The following is a 14,114-nucleotide window of genomic DNA, read 5'->3' as shown; positions in this document are numbered from 1 at the left end:
ATTCAACAGATGGTCGTAGCATCTACCATCAGATAAACGGGTACCAGTTCTTACTTATACTGGTACTGGCACTACCATGCAGGGGGATTTATGGCGCTGATGTCTGAACCGGTCGTTTCACGTCAGGATGACACCCGAAAACAGCTTGGGGCATTTTTACGCGCCCGGCGGGAAAGTCTCGATCCGCAGCGCTTAGGTTTGCCGCGCAGCGGTCGCCGTCGCACGCCGGGCCTGCGCCGGGAAGAGGTGGCGATGCTCGCTGATGTGGGCGTCACCTGGTACACCTGGCTTGAGCAGGGCAGGGACGTCAATCCGTCCAGCGCGGTGATGGCGGCCGTGGCAAAAGCGCTGCAATGTACCCCGACCGAGGCCCGGCACCTGTTTGTGTTAGCAGGTTTACCGCCGGGTGAAGCGCCGCAGGCGGTCTGCTGCGAGGGCATTAGCGAAGGCACCCGACGCCTGCTGGATACGCTGATGCCGAAACCCGCCAGCATTCAGAAACCGAACTTCGATATCGTGGCGTGGAACGACAGCTTCGGGCATCTGATGGGCGTCGATTTCAATGACATCCCTCCCGAAGATCGCAACTGTATTTATCTGTTCCTCACGCATCCGGCGTGGCGCGCGCGCCTCGGCAGACGCGACGACGTGCTGCCCATCTTTGTCTCCTATTTCCGCGCGGCGATGGCCGAACACCGGGGCGATCCGCTTTGGGAGGCCAAGCTGGCGCGCTTCTTTGCAGTGTCCGAAGAGTTTAAAACCCTGTGGCACCAGCGCAACGACGTGCGCGGCGTGGAGAACCAGCTCAAGCTGTTTACTCATCCCGAGCTGGGGGATTTTACGCTGCAGCAGATGTACTGGTATTCCGCGCCGCGAAACGGATCGCGGCTGCTGGTGTATCTGCCGGTGGATGAGGCGGGAGAGCGGGCGATGGCGTGGCTGGCGGCGCAGGGGAAATAATTTTTGCGAGGGGCTTTCAGGGAATAAGATCCGTCTCTGCTAAGTGGAGAAGACTGGCGTAATGTGGGGGTTAACTTAAACCCATCACTGAATCGACATCATTTCGACGGGGTGTTAAGTCGTCTATACTCACGCCATGAGAAACCACCATGTTGCCACTGATGATTGATTCCGCAGATTTCAGCCAAAAATTAGGCTTTATCTCCCGAAACGTCGAACATACCGAAGCGTTTCTTGCGCGGGGTACGGTGGATTTTCATCTGCCCGGATTTATGCTGCCTGTGGGATATCGCTTGTTAAAATCGCGCTACGGCGATGAATACCGTCTCGTGACCACCGAGGACGGAAAACCCTATACGGCGTATGCGGTCAAGCTGACGTTTCATAAAGAAATTACGTTCCCCCACGGTGCTGCGACACAGGTCATGGTGTGGCGTACGCCACGCGCTGTCCATCAGCGGGTTATAAGTGGTTTACCACAATCCTTCTTTCAATGGGTGCTAAGCGAATACGACATTGTTGTGTCTGACAGCGAACAAACCGGCGACGGACAGCGGTTTTGGTTACGCATGATAGACTGGGCGTTCAGCATGAATTATCGGATAAACGTGGCTGACGGTACGGTAGGAGAAGAGTGGCACTTAACGCCGGTGAGCTCATATGCCGAGCTGGAAGAGCGCTGGATTGCGTTTGCCTGGGGACACGATCGTGATGTGCACCCACATCGCAGGTTAGTCATCAGTAAAGCGTAACGGGCCGCACAGAGCGGCCCGTGTTGATTAGCACTCGGTCACAATCGTGCTCAGCGGCAGGCGAGATTTCGGCAGCGTGGCGTTGAAATCTTCCACGCTGTGATGCCCAACCGGCACCACCACCAGGCTGGTGAAGCCTTTCTCTTTCAGGCCAAACTCTTCGTCGAGGATCGCGGCGTCGAAACCTTCAATCGGTACCGCGTCCAGGCCCAGCGCAGCCACGCCCAGCAGGAAGTTACCGACGTTCAGGTAAACCTGCTTCGCCATCCACTGGTCGTCATCTTTCAGATCCACGCGGTGCATGTCGGCAAAGTAGGTACGGCCCTTATGGTTTGCCGCTTTCGCTTCCGGGGTATTAAAGCGACCATCGGCCTCTTCCTGATCGACAACGCGCTCCAGCCAGGCGTCGTCCATCGCGGTTTTCGCGCAGAACACCACCACGTGAGAAGCATCCAGCATTTTGCGTTCGTTGAACACATAGGTGCCCGCCGCGGACTTCGCCACGCGCGCTTTTCCTTCCTCGGTGCTGGCGACAATAAAGTGCCACGGCTGGGAGTTGGTGCTGGACGGGCTGTACTGCAGCAGGGTTTTGATTTTTTCCGCTTCTTCAGCGGTCAGTTTTTTGCTTGCGTCGAACGCCTTGGTGGAGTGGCGTTTCAGCGCAACAGAAATGATATCCATAACAACTCCTGATGATGAAATTCGCCCGCGTGCGGGCGCGAAAGGTGAGCAGATTACAGCGGGACGCGGAAAAAGATAAGGGCAATTCGAGCGCTTAATCTGTTCGTCTCAGACGAACAATCAGACCGGCCGGATCCACTTCTGGTCTTTTTTCGGCAGTTTATCCACCACCAGATGCCAGGAATCATTGATGAGATCGGTAACCAGTTCCGGCGTCACGTCGTCCGTACCGTAAAGGGAAATCCAGTGCTTTTTGTTGAGGTGATAGCCCGGTTCAACGCCGCGATAAATCTGCTGATTTAACAGCGATTTTTCCGGGTCTGACTTCAGGCTAACGTGCGGCCGCCCGTGCGCGACGGCCACAATCATGAAAATTTTCCCGCCCACTTTAAACACGTCAAACTCCGGCCCAAACGGCCAGCAGTGTTCGGTGAACGGCAGTTCCAGCGCCACGCGTTTTGCGTGTTCCTGCAACGTTTTACTGTCCATCGCTCTCTTCCTGGGCAAGCCCGCGCCACATTACCTCAAAGCCGAGCGCTTTAAATTCAACGGCGCGGGACGGATCGCGGGTGGCAAATTCCATCGTGCTTTCGGCCAGCGATAAGAAAAGCGCATCGCCAAACGTTTTAAACTCATCAGACATAAACACATGACGCACCGAGCGGCGGCAGAGCTCATGCAGCTCCGGGAACATCTCTTTCACCGCCTGTTCCGTTTCGGCGCTCAGCTTTTCACTGACGCCAATCTGGCGGATCGCCGCATGGGCAACGGGGTTACGAATACCCCAGTCTACATAGCTGTTCCAGATATTGCGGGTATGTTCTTTGGGCAGCGTAATGGTGCGATCGAGGTTCGCCAGCATGGTCTGGCAGAGATCCTGCTTCAGGTGCAGATAGAGGGCATTCAGCAGATCGTCTTTCGTAGCAAAGTAGCGGAACAGGGTGCCTTCGGCGACGCCCGCCTTACGGGCAATGAGCGCCGTTGAGGCGGCAATACCTGACTGTGCAAACGCCGTGGTTGCGGCGTCCAGTAAGGCCTGTTTTTTATCTTCACTCTTCGGACGTGCCACTAAATTTTTCCTCCTGTCAATTATAAAAACCCTGATTGAAACACGTGCTTTGACACGCTGCAACGCGGAATGTCAAAGATCGAAAACGTCTTGACGACTTTATCATCATATCTATAATGAGTGCTTACTCACTCATAATCAAGTTTACCCTGCGCACGCTATCGGATGGGGCGCGTTTTCGGGTCAGGATATGAAAAAACCTCTCTTCATCTGCGTGGTGTTAATCATGATTATTGCTTCAGCCGCGAGTTTACCGTTTGTTCTGAATGCCGGATTCGGCCAGCCGCCGCAGGGTGAACGGCTTACTGAAGTGGAGGCCTCTCCACAGTATCGCGAGGGGAAATTCCACAATACGCTGCCGACGCCGGGTTATAACGGTGACAAAAATATGCTGGTCGCGATGTGGGAGTTTCTGACCAAAAAAACCGAAAACGCTCGCCCGGCCCAGCCGCTGCCGCTGGTGAAAACCGATCTTGCGAGCCTGCCGCTGGAGCAGGACACCCTGGTGTGGCTCGGTCACTCCTCGTGGTATCTGCAGCTCGCGGGTAAACGGATCCTCATTGACCCGGTTCTTGGCAACTATGCCGCGCCGTTCTCGTTCCTCAATAAGGCCTTTGCCGGCGAGTATCCGTGGCGGGCTGAAATCATGCCGGCGATCGACCTGCTGATTATCTCGCACGATCACTACGATCATCTGGATTACGCCACCATCAGGGCGCTACTGCCGAAGGTGAAGCGGGTGGTGACGCCGCTGGGCGTCGGCTCCCACCTGCGTTACTGGGGGATGAAGCCCGAGATTATTGACGAACGCGACTGGAACCAGTCGGTGCGCATCAGCGATGCGTTGACGGTGCACGTTCTGCCGGCACGTCACTTCTCCGGCCGCGGCATCAAACGCGATCGCACCTTGTGGGGCAGCTTCATGTTCGTCACGCCAGAGCAGAAGGTTTACTACAGCGGGGATTCCGGTTACGGCCCGCACTTCAGGGCCATCGGTGAACAGTTTGGCGAAGTGGACGTCGCCATCATGGAAAACGGCCAGTACGACCAGGACTGGAAGTACATCCACATGCTGCCGGAGGAAACGGCGCAGGCCTCGGCGGATCTGAACGCGAAAGCCGTGGTGCCCGGGCATAACGGACGCTTCGTGCTGGCGAAACACGCCTGGAACGATCCGCTGATCCAGCTGGCAAAAGCCAGCCAGGATAAAAATTATCGGTTGCTGACGCCGGAACTGGGCGAGCCCGTCCGGGTAAGCGACACCGCGCAAACCTTTCGTGCGTGGTGGGAATAATGTTTAAGCGAGAAGCAGAGGGGGACAGCAGTATGACCATTTCCGCTCAAGTCATCGACACTATCGTCGAATGGATCGACGACAATCTGCACCAGCCATTACGAATAGAAGAGATTGCCCGCCACGCGGGTTACTCGAAGTGGCACCTGCAGCGGTTGTTTATGCAGTACAAAGGGGAGAGTCTGGGGCGCTATATCCGTGAACGCAAGCTGCTGCTGGCGGCGCGCGATCTGCGTGAATCCGACGCCCGGGTGTACGACATCTGCCTGCGTTACGGGTTTGACTCGCAGCAGACGTTTACCCGCATCTTTACCCGCACGTTCAACCAGCCGCCTGGCGCGTACCGTAAAGAGAACCATAGCCAGACACATTAACCTGTCGCGTGTAGGCCGGGTAAGGCGTAGCCGCCACCCGGCCTTTTTATGGGCTCACGACGCCAGTGAAAACCAGCGTCGCCAGACGAAACGCAGCACGAAGAATTCAATCGCCCCGAGCAGTAAAAACCACACGCAGAACAGAATGGTATAGAGCTGGTTAAGATCGACCATGTGAAAGGTCTGAACCAGCTTCTGCGCCAGTACCAGCCCAAGCGAAGGCGCAGGGAGCAGCAGGCATGAAAGCAGTGCCAGCAATAAAATGCCGCCTGCGGTGAGCAGCGATTCTAGCGGGTGTTTCATCGTAATGTTAATCGTCAGTTAAAAATGTCATTGTCCGGCATCCCGGAACGTAAAGCAATATAAACCCGGCGCACGTTTACGGATAAAACGAATGCGCTATTCTGTGAATAAGTAACAGAAAAAGATAAATATCCCAGACGCGATTAAATAATTATCGCGTAGTGTAAATAAACGTCCGTCTCAGGAAAATAATTTTACAAATGTATAGGTGCTATAACCAATTAACGTGGCAATAACAATGGCCGCGATAACGTATAACACCAGTCTGCGCCCGCGATAAATACCCCACATGGTTCCCCCTCGTTTAGTTTTGGTTTAGAAGTATTTTGTAAAAATCAGATCATCGAAATAGTTTTAATCAGTTTTGAATAACCGAGAAGTCATTATATTGCGGTAGATCAATTTTACCCGCAAGACTTTAAAATGAATTTATTTAAGCCCGAAAGGAATTCAGGCTTCTGTTCACCGGAAATTGAAGGAAAAATACGATGACTGAAAAAAAAGTGATTCCGAACGTGCCGCCTTCCGGCGGGCTGGCATACCAGCAGACCGTAGAGCAGGTGCTTGCTCACGCGCAGAGCCAGGCCAGCGGTCTGGACCGTGCAGAGGCGCAGGTGCGTCTGCAAAAAACAGGGCCGAACGCGCTGCCGGAGAAAAAAGGGAAACCCGCCTGGCTGCGTTTCCTGGCCCATTTTAATGATGTCCTGATTTATGTCCTGCTGGCCGCCGCCGTATTAACGGCAGTAATGGGCCACTGGGTTGATACGCTGGTTATTTTGGGCGTTGCGGTAATCAATGCCTTAATTGGTCATATTCAGGAAAGCAACGCGGAAAAATCCCTGAAGAGTATTCGTAATATGCTCGCCAGCGAGGCGCGCGTTATTCGTAACGGCAACCATGAAACAATTCCCACAACTGAAATAGTCCCGGGCGATATTATTGTATTACGCGCGGGAGATCGTATTCCGGCGGATATGCGTTTAATTGAAGCGCATAATTTACGCGTGGAAGAGGCGATTCTGACCGGTGAATCCACCGTGGTGGATAAACACACTCATCCGCTGAGCGGCGAATTACCGCTGGGCGATCGCACCAACATGGTCTTCTCCGGAACGACCGTCAGCGCGGGCGGCGGCGTCGGCGTGGTCACCGCCACCGGTCAGGATACGGAACTCGGCCACATCAACCAGATGATGGCGGGGATCGAGAAGCACCGTACGCCGCTGCTGGTGCAGATGGACAAGCTGGGTAAGGCGATCTTTGCGATTATTCTGGCGATGATGGCCGCGCTGTTTGTTTTCAGCCTGGCGTTCCGCGAGATCCCGATGGGCGAGCTCCTGCTCTCCCTGATTAGCCTGGCGGTGGCTTCCGTACCGGAAGGTCTGCCGGCGATTATCTCCATCATCCTCTCCCTGGGCGTGCAGGCGATGGCGCGCAAGCGGGCCATCATCCGCAAGCTGCCGACGGTGGAAACGCTTGGCGCGATGACCGTGGTCTGCTCGGATAAAACCGGCACCCTGACCATGAACGAGATGACGGTCAAAGCCATCATCACCGCCGACGCCTGCTACCGCGTGGACGGCAACAGCTACGAGCCGGTGGGTAACCTCTACCTGGAAGGCAGCGACGAGCCGGTCCACATCCAGCCGGGCACCGTGCTGGAGCAGTACCTGCGCACCATCGACCTGTGTAACGACAGCCAGCTGATTCAGGACGAGCGCGGGCTGTGGGGCATTACCGGTGGGCCGACCGAGGGCGCGCTGAAGGTGCTGGCGGCGAAGGCCAACCTTGAGCCGGTCACGACCACGCTGGTTAACAAAATCCCGTTCGACTCGCAGTACAAGTACATGAGCACCCACTACCAGATTGGCGGTGAGGAGCAGATTTTGATCACCGGCGCGCCGGACGTCATTTTCGCCCTGTGCGCCGAGCAGCAGACCCGCAACGGTGCGGAAGCCTTCAACCGCGCGTACTGGGAAAGTGAGATGGAGCGCTATGCGCGTCAGGGGCTGCGCATGGTCGCCGCGGCGTTCAAGCCGGCGAACGGCGAGCAGGAACTGACGCACGATGACCTGAGCCACGGCCTGATCTTCCTCGGCATCGCCGGGATGATGGATCCGCCGCGCCCGGAAGCGATTGACGCGATTAACGCCTGCCAGCAGGCGGGGATCCGCGTGAAGATGATCACCGGCGATCACCCGCAGACGGCAATGAGCATCGGGCAGATGCTGGGGATCAGCAACAGCGAGCAGGCGGTCACCGGCTATGAGCTGGAGAAGATGGACGACGCCGCGCTGGCGGAAGCCGCGGTGAAGTATGACATCTTCGCCCGTACCAGCCCGGAGCATAAGCTGCGCCTGGTGAAAGCGCTGCAGGACAAAGGTGAAATTGTCGGCATGACCGGTGACGGCGTGAACGACGCCCCTGCGCTGCGTCAGGCGGACGTGGGCATTGCAATGGGCATTAAGGGCACGGAAGTGACCAAAGAGGCGGCGGACATGGTCCTGACGGACGATAACTTCGCCACCATCGCCAGCGCGGTGAAAGAGGGGCGTCGCGTTTACGACAACCTGAAGAAGACCATCCTGTTCATCATGCCGACCAACCTGGCGCAGGGGCTGCTGATTGTGATTGCGCTGCTGGCGGGGAACATCATTCCGCTGACGCCGGTGCTGATCCTGTGGATGAACATGGCGACCTCCGCCACGCTCTCCTTCGGCCTGGCCTTTGAGGCCGCCGAGCGCAACATCATGCGCCGTCCGCCGCGCCAGACCGGCCAGCACGTGATGGACGCCTACGCCGTCTGGCGCGTGGCCTTCGTCGGCACCATGATTGCCATCGCCGCCTTTGCGCTGGAAGCCTGGCTGGCTCCGCGCGGCCACAGCGCGGAGTTCATCCGCACCGTGCTGCTGCAGATGCTGGTCTGCGCCCAGTGGGTGTACATGATTAACTGCCGCAACACCGAAGGGTTCTCCCTCAACCGCGGCCTGCTGGCGAACAAAGGGATCTGGCTGGTGACGGGCGTGCTGTTCCTGCTCCAGGCGGCGATTATCTACCTGCCGTTTATGCAGATGCTGTTCGGTACCGAAGCGCTGCCGCTGCGCTACTGGTTTGTGACCCTGGCCGTTGCAGGCGTGATGTTCTTCGTCGTCGAAATCGAGAAGCGGCTGACCCGCAGGTTCCGTAAGGCTGCATAACCTTTTGCCCTCACCCTAACCCTCTCCCACGGGGAGAGGGGACTCTGACCGCCCTCTCCCTGTGGGAGAGGGCCGGGGTGAGGGCAACAATCCTGAGGTACTCCCATGAAATTCCCGGTCCTGTTAGCACTTCTTGTCAGTACCCTGCAACCCGCATTCGCCGCCATTCCCGTTCGCGTCGCCACCGTGGAGCAAACCGCCCACGCCGCCGAGCGCCAAATCCCGGGCCGCATCGAAGCCATTCACACCGTTGAGCTACGGGCGCGCACGGAGGGCACGATCGCCAAAATCCACTTCCGCGACGGGCAGTACGTGAAAAAAGGCGACGTGCTGTTTGAGCTGGACGACGCCGAGCCGCGCGCCGCCCTGCGCCTGGCGCAGGCCGAAGTGAAAAGCGCCGAAGCCACGCTGCGCCAGGCGCAGCAGCAGCTTTCCCGCTTTGAAAGCCTCGGCAGCAGCAACGCCATCAGCCGTCACGACGTGGACAACGCCCGCATGCAGCGCGACGTCGCCAGCGCCGCTCTCGAGCAGGCGAAGGCCCGGCTCGACGCCCGCCGCGTCACCCTGAGCTACACCCGCATCACCTCGCCGATTGACGGCCGCGTGGGGCACAGCAGCTTCCACGTGGGTAGCCTGGTCAACCCGGCGAGCGGCGTTTTGGTGGAGGTGGTGCAGCTTGACCCGATCCGCATCGCCTTTGCGCTGGAAGAGGGGGCGTTTGCCGCCAAAGCCGGACAGCATGCGGATATCAACGCCATGAAGCGTGCCTGGCAGGCGCTGATCGACAGCAACGGCCAGCGCGTCAGCGGCGAGCTGACGTCAGTGGATAACCGCGTTGACCCGCGCACCGCCAGCGTGATGCTGCGCGCCGAGTTTGCCAATCCGCGCCATCAGCTGCTGCCCGGCGGCAATGTGAATGTGTTTTTGCGCCCGGCAAGCGAGCAGCCGGTGCTGACCCTGCCTGCCGCAGCGGTCCAGCAGAACGGCGACGGCTTCTTTGCCTGGGTGGTTAATGCCGACGGCAACGCCGAAATGCGCCTGCTGAACGTGGCCGGGCAGATCGGCCAGCAGTTTCAGATTGCCTCCGGCGTGAAGCCCGGTGAGCGAGCGATTACTGACGGCGCGCAGCGCGTGCAGCCCGGCGCTGCCGTCCAGATACTCAATTAAGGAGCCATCATGCTGACGTTTTTCATCAAACGCCCGCGCTTCGCGATGGTGATTGCGCTGGTCATCACCCTGCTGGGGGCCATCGCGCTGAGGATTAACCCGGTGGAGCAGTACCCGCAGATCGCGCCGCCGGTGGTGAACGTCTCTGCCAGCTGGCCGGGCGCCAGCTCGGCCGACGTGGCGGAGGCCATCGCCACGCCGCTGGAGACGCAGCTGAACGGCGTGGACCATATGCTCTACATGGAGTCCACCAGCTCGGACGAAGGCACTTACAGCCTGAACATCACCTTTGCGGCGGGGACCGAGCCGGATCTCGCCGCCATCGACGTGCAAAACCGCGTGGCGCAGGCCGTGGCGCAGCTGCCCACCGAGGCGCAGCAAAACGGCGTGCAGGTGCGCAAGCGGGCCACCAACCTGATGATGGGGGTAAGTCTTTACTCACCGAATAACACCCACACGCCGCTGTTCGTCAGCAACTACGCCAGCACCCAGGTGCGCGAGGCGCTGTCGCGTCTGCCGGGCGTCGGGCAGGTGCAGATGTTTGGCGCGCGCGACTACAGCATGCGCATCTGGCTGCGCCCGGACCGCATGAACGCCCTGAACGTCACCACCGATGACGTGGCGCAGGCGCTGCGCGAGCAGAACGTACAGGGCGCGGCAGGCCAGGTGGGCACCCCGCCGGTGTTTAACGGCCAGCAGCAGACCCTGACCATCAACGGGCTGGGGCGCTTAAGCCAGGCCGACGAGTTTGCCGACATCATTATTCGCGCCGGGGAGATGGGCCAGCTGGTGCGCCTGAAGGACGTCGCCACCATCGAGCTCGGCTCGCGCAGCTACAGCTCCGGCGCGCAGCTGAACGGGCACGACTCCGCCTATTTGGGTATCTACCCGACGCCGTCCGCCAACGCCCTGCGCGTGGCCGACGCGGTGCGCGGGGAGCTGGAGCGCCTCTCGACGCGATTCCCGGACGACCTGGTCTATGAGGTGAAATTCGACACCACCACCTTTGTCGCCGCCACCATTAAAGAGATCGGCGCCTCGCTGGCGCTCACGATGCTGGCGGTGGTGGTGGTCGTTTCCCTGTTCCTGCAAAGCTGGCGCGCGACGCTGATTGTCGCGCTTGCCATTCCGGTGTCGCTGGTGGGCACCTTTGCGGTGCTCTACGCGCTCGGCTACTCCGCCAATACGCTGAGCCTGTTCGCCATCATTCTGGCGCTGACCATGGTGGTGGATGACGCCATCGTGGTGGTGGAAAGCGTCGAAACGCTGATGGCGGAAGGGCAGAGCCGCACGGCGGCGACCGCGCTGGCGCTGCGCCAGATTGCCGGGCCGGTGATTGCCACCACGCTGGTGCTGCTGGCGGTGTTTGTGCCGGTGGCGCTGCTGCCGGGGATTGTCGGCGAGCTGTACCGCCAGTTCGCGGTGACGCTCTCGACGGCCGTGACGCTCTCAAGCCTGGTGGCGCTGACCCTGACGCCCGCGCTGTGCGCGATGCTGCTGCGTCCGCGCCCGGAGAAACCGGCGGCCGTTTATCGCGTCTTCAACCGCGGGCTGGACGCCACGCGCGGTTTGTACACCCGCCTCGTGCATGTCTTAAACCTGCGTCCGTGGCTGGCGCTGCTGGCCACCGCGGGCGCGGCGGCCGTCGTGCTGTTCAGCTTTACGTCGATGCCAAAAGGCTTCCTGCCGCAGGAGGACCAGGGCTACTTCTTCGCCAGCGTTCAGCTGCCGGAAGCGGCTTCGCTGGAGCGCACCGAAGCGGTGATGACCACCGCGCGAGAGCTGATCGCCCAAAATCCGGCGGTGAAAGACGTGATTCAGGTCTCCGGGTTTAACATCCTCAACGGCACCAGCGCCTCCAACGGCGGGTTTATCTCCATCATGCTCAAAGACTGGAGCGAGCGTCCGCCGCTGGATGAGGTGATGGGTACCCTTCAGCGCCAGCTGCTGGCCCTGCCGGAGGCGACCATCATGACCTTCGCGCCGCCGACGCTGCCGGGGCTGGGTAACGCTTCGGGCTTCGACCTGCGTATCCAGTCTCAGGCGGGGCAGAGCCCGGCGGAGCTGGAGCGCGTCACCCGCGAGGTGCTGATGAAAGCCAACCAGCACCCGCAGCTGAGCCGCGTGTTCACCACCTGGAGCAGCAACGTGCCGCAGCTGACGCTGACCGTTGACCGCGAGCGCGCCGCCCGCCTCGACGTGCCGGTATCGCGCATCTTCAGCAGCCTGCAAACCGCTTTTGGCGGCACCCGCGCCGGGGATTTCAGCATCAACAACCGCGTCTACCACGTGGTGATGCAGAACGAGATGCAGTGGCGCGAGCGCGCCGAGCAGATCGGCGAGCTGTTCGTGCGCAGCAACAGCGGCGAGCGGGTGCGCCTGAGCAACCTCGTCACCATCACGCCGACCGTCGGCGCGCCGTTCCTGCAGCAGTACAACCAGTTCCCGTCCGTGTCGGTGAGCGGCTCGGCAGCCGCTGGGGTGAGCAGCAGCACCGCCATGGCGGCGATGGGCGAGATCCTGGCGCAGAGCCTGCCGGCCGGCTACGACTACGCCTGGAGCGGCATGTCGTATCAGGAGCAGCAGACCGGCAATCAGGCGATCTGGATCGTGCTGGCGGCGGTGGTGATGGCGTGGCTGTTCCTCGTCGCCCAGTACGAGAGCTGGACGCTCCCGGCAAGCGTGATGCTCTCGGTGCTGTTCGCTCTCGGTGGGGCGCTGGTCTGGCTGTGGCTGGCGGGCTACGCCAACGACGTGTACGTGCAGATTGGTCTGGTATTGCTGATCGCGTTAGCGGCCAAGAACGCGATTCTTATCGTCGAGTTCGCCCGCGCGCGGCGTATGGACGGAATGGCGATTGTCGATGCCGCGCGGGAAGGGGCCTCGCGCCGCTTCCGGGCGGTGATGATGACCGCCGTGTCGTTCATTATCGGCGTTTTGCCGATGATGCTGGCGACCGGCGCAGGCGCCCAGAGCCGCCGCATCATCGGCACCACGGTCTTCAGCGGCATGCTGGTGGCGACCGTGGTGGGGATTCTGTTCATCCCCGCGCTGTTCGTGCTGTTCCAGCGCCTGCGGGAGTGGGGCCACGGCCTTACGGACTCGTCGCCCACAGCTCGCAGTGCTTCTGCACCAGAGAAATCAGCGAGCCGCCGTCGGCGATAAAGTCCCGCATGCGCTGCGCCTCGCTCTTGCCCTGCTTTAACAGCAGGGCAATTTCATTGATTGCGCTTGTCGCGCCGAGCTTCTCGGCCGACGGCGCCACCTGCTCCAGCAGCCAGGCGATATCTTCCGCCACGGTTTTGTGCTCGCCGGTGTGCACGTCCGTCAGGATCCCCTCCAGCCCGTAGCGACACGCCTGAAAACGGTTAAAACGGTAGAGCAGAAAATCCCGTTCCTGATGCTTATACGGCCGCGTGGTCAGCAGCCAGTGCGACGTGGCCTGAATCAGCCCGGCGATGTTTATCGCGTGGCCGAGCGTCAGCGGCGTATCCATCACCCGCACCTCCACGGTGCCAAAATGCGGGCTGGGGCGAATATCCCAGTGCAGATCTTTGATGCTGTCGATCATGCTGGTGGCGCTCAGGCGGCGGAACAGCCCTTCGAACTCCTGCCAGCTGTTGACCCACGGCATCTGGCCGTTATCCGGGAACCCGGAGAAGATGTTGAGCCGCGACGAGGAGAACTTCGTGTCCGTGCCCTGCATGTACGGCGAGGCGGCCGCCAGGGCGATAAAGTGCGGTACAAAGCGCGACAGGCCGTGCAGCAGGTAAATGGCGTCATCTCCGGTCCGGCAGCCGACGTGAACGTGCTGGCCGAATACCGTCGCCTGCAAAATCAGATAGCCAAAGCGCTCCAGCGTGACGTTATAGCGCTCGTCGTCGCACACCTCCTGGCGCTGCCACTTCTGGAACGGATGCGTCCCGCCGCCGCAGATCTGGATGTGCTGCTCCGCCGCGGCGCGCAGGATGCTCTGCTGCATCACCGAGAACTGCGCCGCCGCCTGGTCGATGGTCTGACACACGCCAGTGGCGATTTCGAGCATGCTTTCGGTAATGTCGTGTTTGACCTCTCCGCCTTTGATGTCGTCTTTGACGGCGGCGATGAGCGCGGAGGAGTCCTGGCTGAGGTCGTATCCCGGCGGGTTAACCACCTGCAGTTCGAGCTCGATGCCAAGGGTGAACGGTTCAGAGGATTTAAAATCGGGTAAAGGCATGGCGCACTCCGTTGTCTGTGAATGTTGAGTATAGACAACGGGTGTGGCGCGCTCGTCTCAGGGTGGTATAACTGATAGCAGGCTTAGCAAAAGGGGAGTGA

The 14,114-nt window shown here is 59.9% G+C and carries 12 protein-coding genes; 7 read left to right on the top strand and 5 right to left on the bottom strand.

Translation table 11 applies throughout. The annotated features are described in order from the left end of the window. Positions 1-90: 90 nt before the first annotated feature. Entirely contained in the window at positions 91-960 is an 870-nt protein-coding gene (locus tag ACOTXI_RS04200; RefSeq protein WP_008499383.1) for a helix-turn-helix transcriptional regulator, read from the top strand. A 149-nt stretch (positions 961-1,109) separates the two neighbouring features. After that, positions 1,110-1,712, top strand: a complete 603-nt coding sequence (locus tag ACOTXI_RS04195) for a hypothetical protein (RefSeq protein WP_058654312.1) — start codon at positions 1,110-1,112, stop codon at positions 1,710-1,712. Between the two features lie 27 nt (positions 1,713-1,739). On the opposite strand, the gene nfsB is transcribed toward ACOTXI_RS04195, so the two are convergent. The 3 genes from nfsB to ACOTXI_RS04180 all read right to left on the bottom strand — a co-directional run bounded on the left by nfsB (position 1,740) and on the right by ACOTXI_RS04180 (position 3,462). Beyond that, complete coding sequence (nfsB, locus tag ACOTXI_RS04190) at positions 1,740-2,393, bottom strand: oxygen-insensitive NAD(P)H nitroreductase (protein ID WP_021241586.1); 654 nt, start codon at positions 2,391-2,393, stop codon at positions 1,740-1,742. Positions 2,394-2,513: 120 nt separating this feature from the next. Further along, positions 2,514-2,882 (bottom strand): MmcQ/YjbR family DNA-binding protein, encoded by a 369-nt coding sequence (locus ACOTXI_RS04185; RefSeq protein WP_023293103.1) that lies wholly within the window; start codon positions 2,880-2,882, stop codon positions 2,514-2,516. Then, positions 2,872-3,462, bottom strand: coding sequence for a TetR/AcrR family transcriptional regulator (locus ACOTXI_RS04180; RefSeq protein ID WP_087855609.1), 591 nt, complete (start codon positions 3,460-3,462; stop codon positions 2,872-2,874). The genes ACOTXI_RS04185 and ACOTXI_RS04180 overlap by 11 nt, the downstream gene beginning before the upstream one ends. 190 nt (positions 3,463-3,652) lie before the next feature. Here ACOTXI_RS04180 and ACOTXI_RS04175 point away from each other — a divergent pair, with 190 nt between their 5' ends. Together ACOTXI_RS04175 and ACOTXI_RS04170 are read left to right on the top strand one after the other, a co-directional pair. Then, entirely contained in the window at positions 3,653-4,756 is a 1,104-nt protein-coding gene (locus tag ACOTXI_RS04175) for an MBL fold metallo-hydrolase (RefSeq protein ID WP_021241583.1), read from the top strand. Between the two features lie 32 nt (positions 4,757-4,788). Beyond that, on the top strand, positions 4,789-5,130 hold the full coding sequence (locus ACOTXI_RS04170; RefSeq protein WP_010428317.1) for a RamA family antibiotic efflux transcriptional regulator: 342 nt from the start codon (positions 4,789-4,791) through the stop codon (positions 5,128-5,130). Positions 5,131-5,184: 54 nt separating this feature from the next. Here the strand turns inward: ACOTXI_RS04170 and ACOTXI_RS04165 are convergent, their stop codons facing one another. Continuing rightward, positions 5,185-5,433, bottom strand: a complete 249-nt coding sequence (locus tag ACOTXI_RS04165) for a DUF1158 domain-containing protein (RefSeq protein WP_013097677.1) — start codon at positions 5,431-5,433, stop codon at positions 5,185-5,187. A gap of 488 nt (positions 5,434-5,921) precedes the next feature. Here ACOTXI_RS04165 and ACOTXI_RS04160 point away from each other — a divergent pair, with 488 nt between their 5' ends. The 3 genes from ACOTXI_RS04160 (at position 5,922) to ACOTXI_RS04150 (ending at position 12,962) form a co-directional block, all read left to right on the top strand. Next, a complete protein-coding gene (locus tag ACOTXI_RS04160; protein ID WP_087855610.1) occupies positions 5,922-8,630 on the top strand; it encodes a cation-transporting P-type ATPase in 2,709 nt (902 codons plus the stop codon). 105 nt (positions 8,631-8,735) lie between these two features. Further along, positions 8,736-9,797, top strand: a complete 1,062-nt coding sequence (locus ACOTXI_RS04155; RefSeq protein ID WP_058654413.1) for an efflux RND transporter periplasmic adaptor subunit — start codon at positions 8,736-8,738, stop codon at positions 9,795-9,797. A gap of 9 nt (positions 9,798-9,806) precedes the next feature. Then, positions 9,807-12,962: an efflux RND transporter permease subunit gene (locus tag ACOTXI_RS04150; RefSeq protein ID WP_058654412.1), complete on the top strand. Its 3,156-nt coding sequence runs from the start codon at positions 9,807-9,809 to the stop codon at positions 12,960-12,962. Here the strand turns inward: ACOTXI_RS04150 and ACOTXI_RS04145 are convergent. After that, positions 12,892-14,013, bottom strand: a complete 1,122-nt coding sequence (locus tag ACOTXI_RS04145; RefSeq protein ID WP_021242649.1) for a YbdK family carboxylate-amine ligase — start codon at positions 14,011-14,013, stop codon at positions 12,892-12,894. The genes ACOTXI_RS04150 and ACOTXI_RS04145 overlap by 71 nt on opposite strands. Positions 14,014-14,114 lie beyond the last annotated feature (101 nt).

Source organism: Enterobacter cloacae complex sp. BZL2005, from assembly GCF_049238885.1.
GTDB lineage: Bacteria > Pseudomonadota > Gammaproteobacteria > Enterobacterales > Enterobacteriaceae > Enterobacter > Enterobacter roggenkampii.
This window is presented reverse-complemented; position numbering and strand designations above follow the sequence as displayed.

Excerpts from the sequence above, each read along its gene's own strand:
- ACOTXI_RS04185 (WP_023293103.1), bottom strand. The coding sequence starts at position 2,882 with ATGGACAGTAAAACGTTGCAGGAACACGCAAAACGCGTGGCGCTGGAA.
- ACOTXI_RS04195 (WP_058654312.1), top strand. The coding sequence starts at position 1,110 with ATGTTGCCACTGATGATTGATTCCGCAGATTTCAGCCAAAAATTAGGC.
- ACOTXI_RS04175 (WP_021241583.1), top strand. The coding sequence starts at position 3,653 with ATGAAAAAACCTCTCTTCATCTGCGTGGTGTTAATCATGATTATTGCT.
- ACOTXI_RS04145 (WP_021242649.1), bottom strand. The coding sequence starts at position 14,013 with ATGCCTTTACCCGATTTTAAATCCTCTGAACCGTTCACCCTTGGCATC.
- ACOTXI_RS04170 (WP_010428317.1), top strand. The coding sequence starts at position 4,789 with ATGACCATTTCCGCTCAAGTCATCGACACTATCGTCGAATGGATCGAC.
- ACOTXI_RS04150 (WP_058654412.1), top strand. The coding sequence starts at position 9,807 with ATGCTGACGTTTTTCATCAAACGCCCGCGCTTCGCGATGGTGATTGCG.
- ACOTXI_RS04165 (WP_013097677.1), bottom strand. The coding sequence starts at position 5,433 with ATGAAACACCCGCTAGAATCGCTGCTCACCGCAGGCGGCATTTTATTG.
- ACOTXI_RS04155 (WP_058654413.1), top strand. The coding sequence starts at position 8,736 with ATGAAATTCCCGGTCCTGTTAGCACTTCTTGTCAGTACCCTGCAACCC.
- nfsB (WP_021241586.1), bottom strand. The coding sequence starts at position 2,393 with ATGGATATCATTTCTGTTGCGCTGAAACGCCACTCCACCAAGGCGTTC.
- ACOTXI_RS04200 (WP_008499383.1), top strand. The coding sequence starts at position 91 with ATGGCGCTGATGTCTGAACCGGTCGTTTCACGTCAGGATGACACCCGA.
- ACOTXI_RS04160 (WP_087855610.1), top strand. The coding sequence starts at position 5,922 with ATGACTGAAAAAAAAGTGATTCCGAACGTGCCGCCTTCCGGCGGGCTG.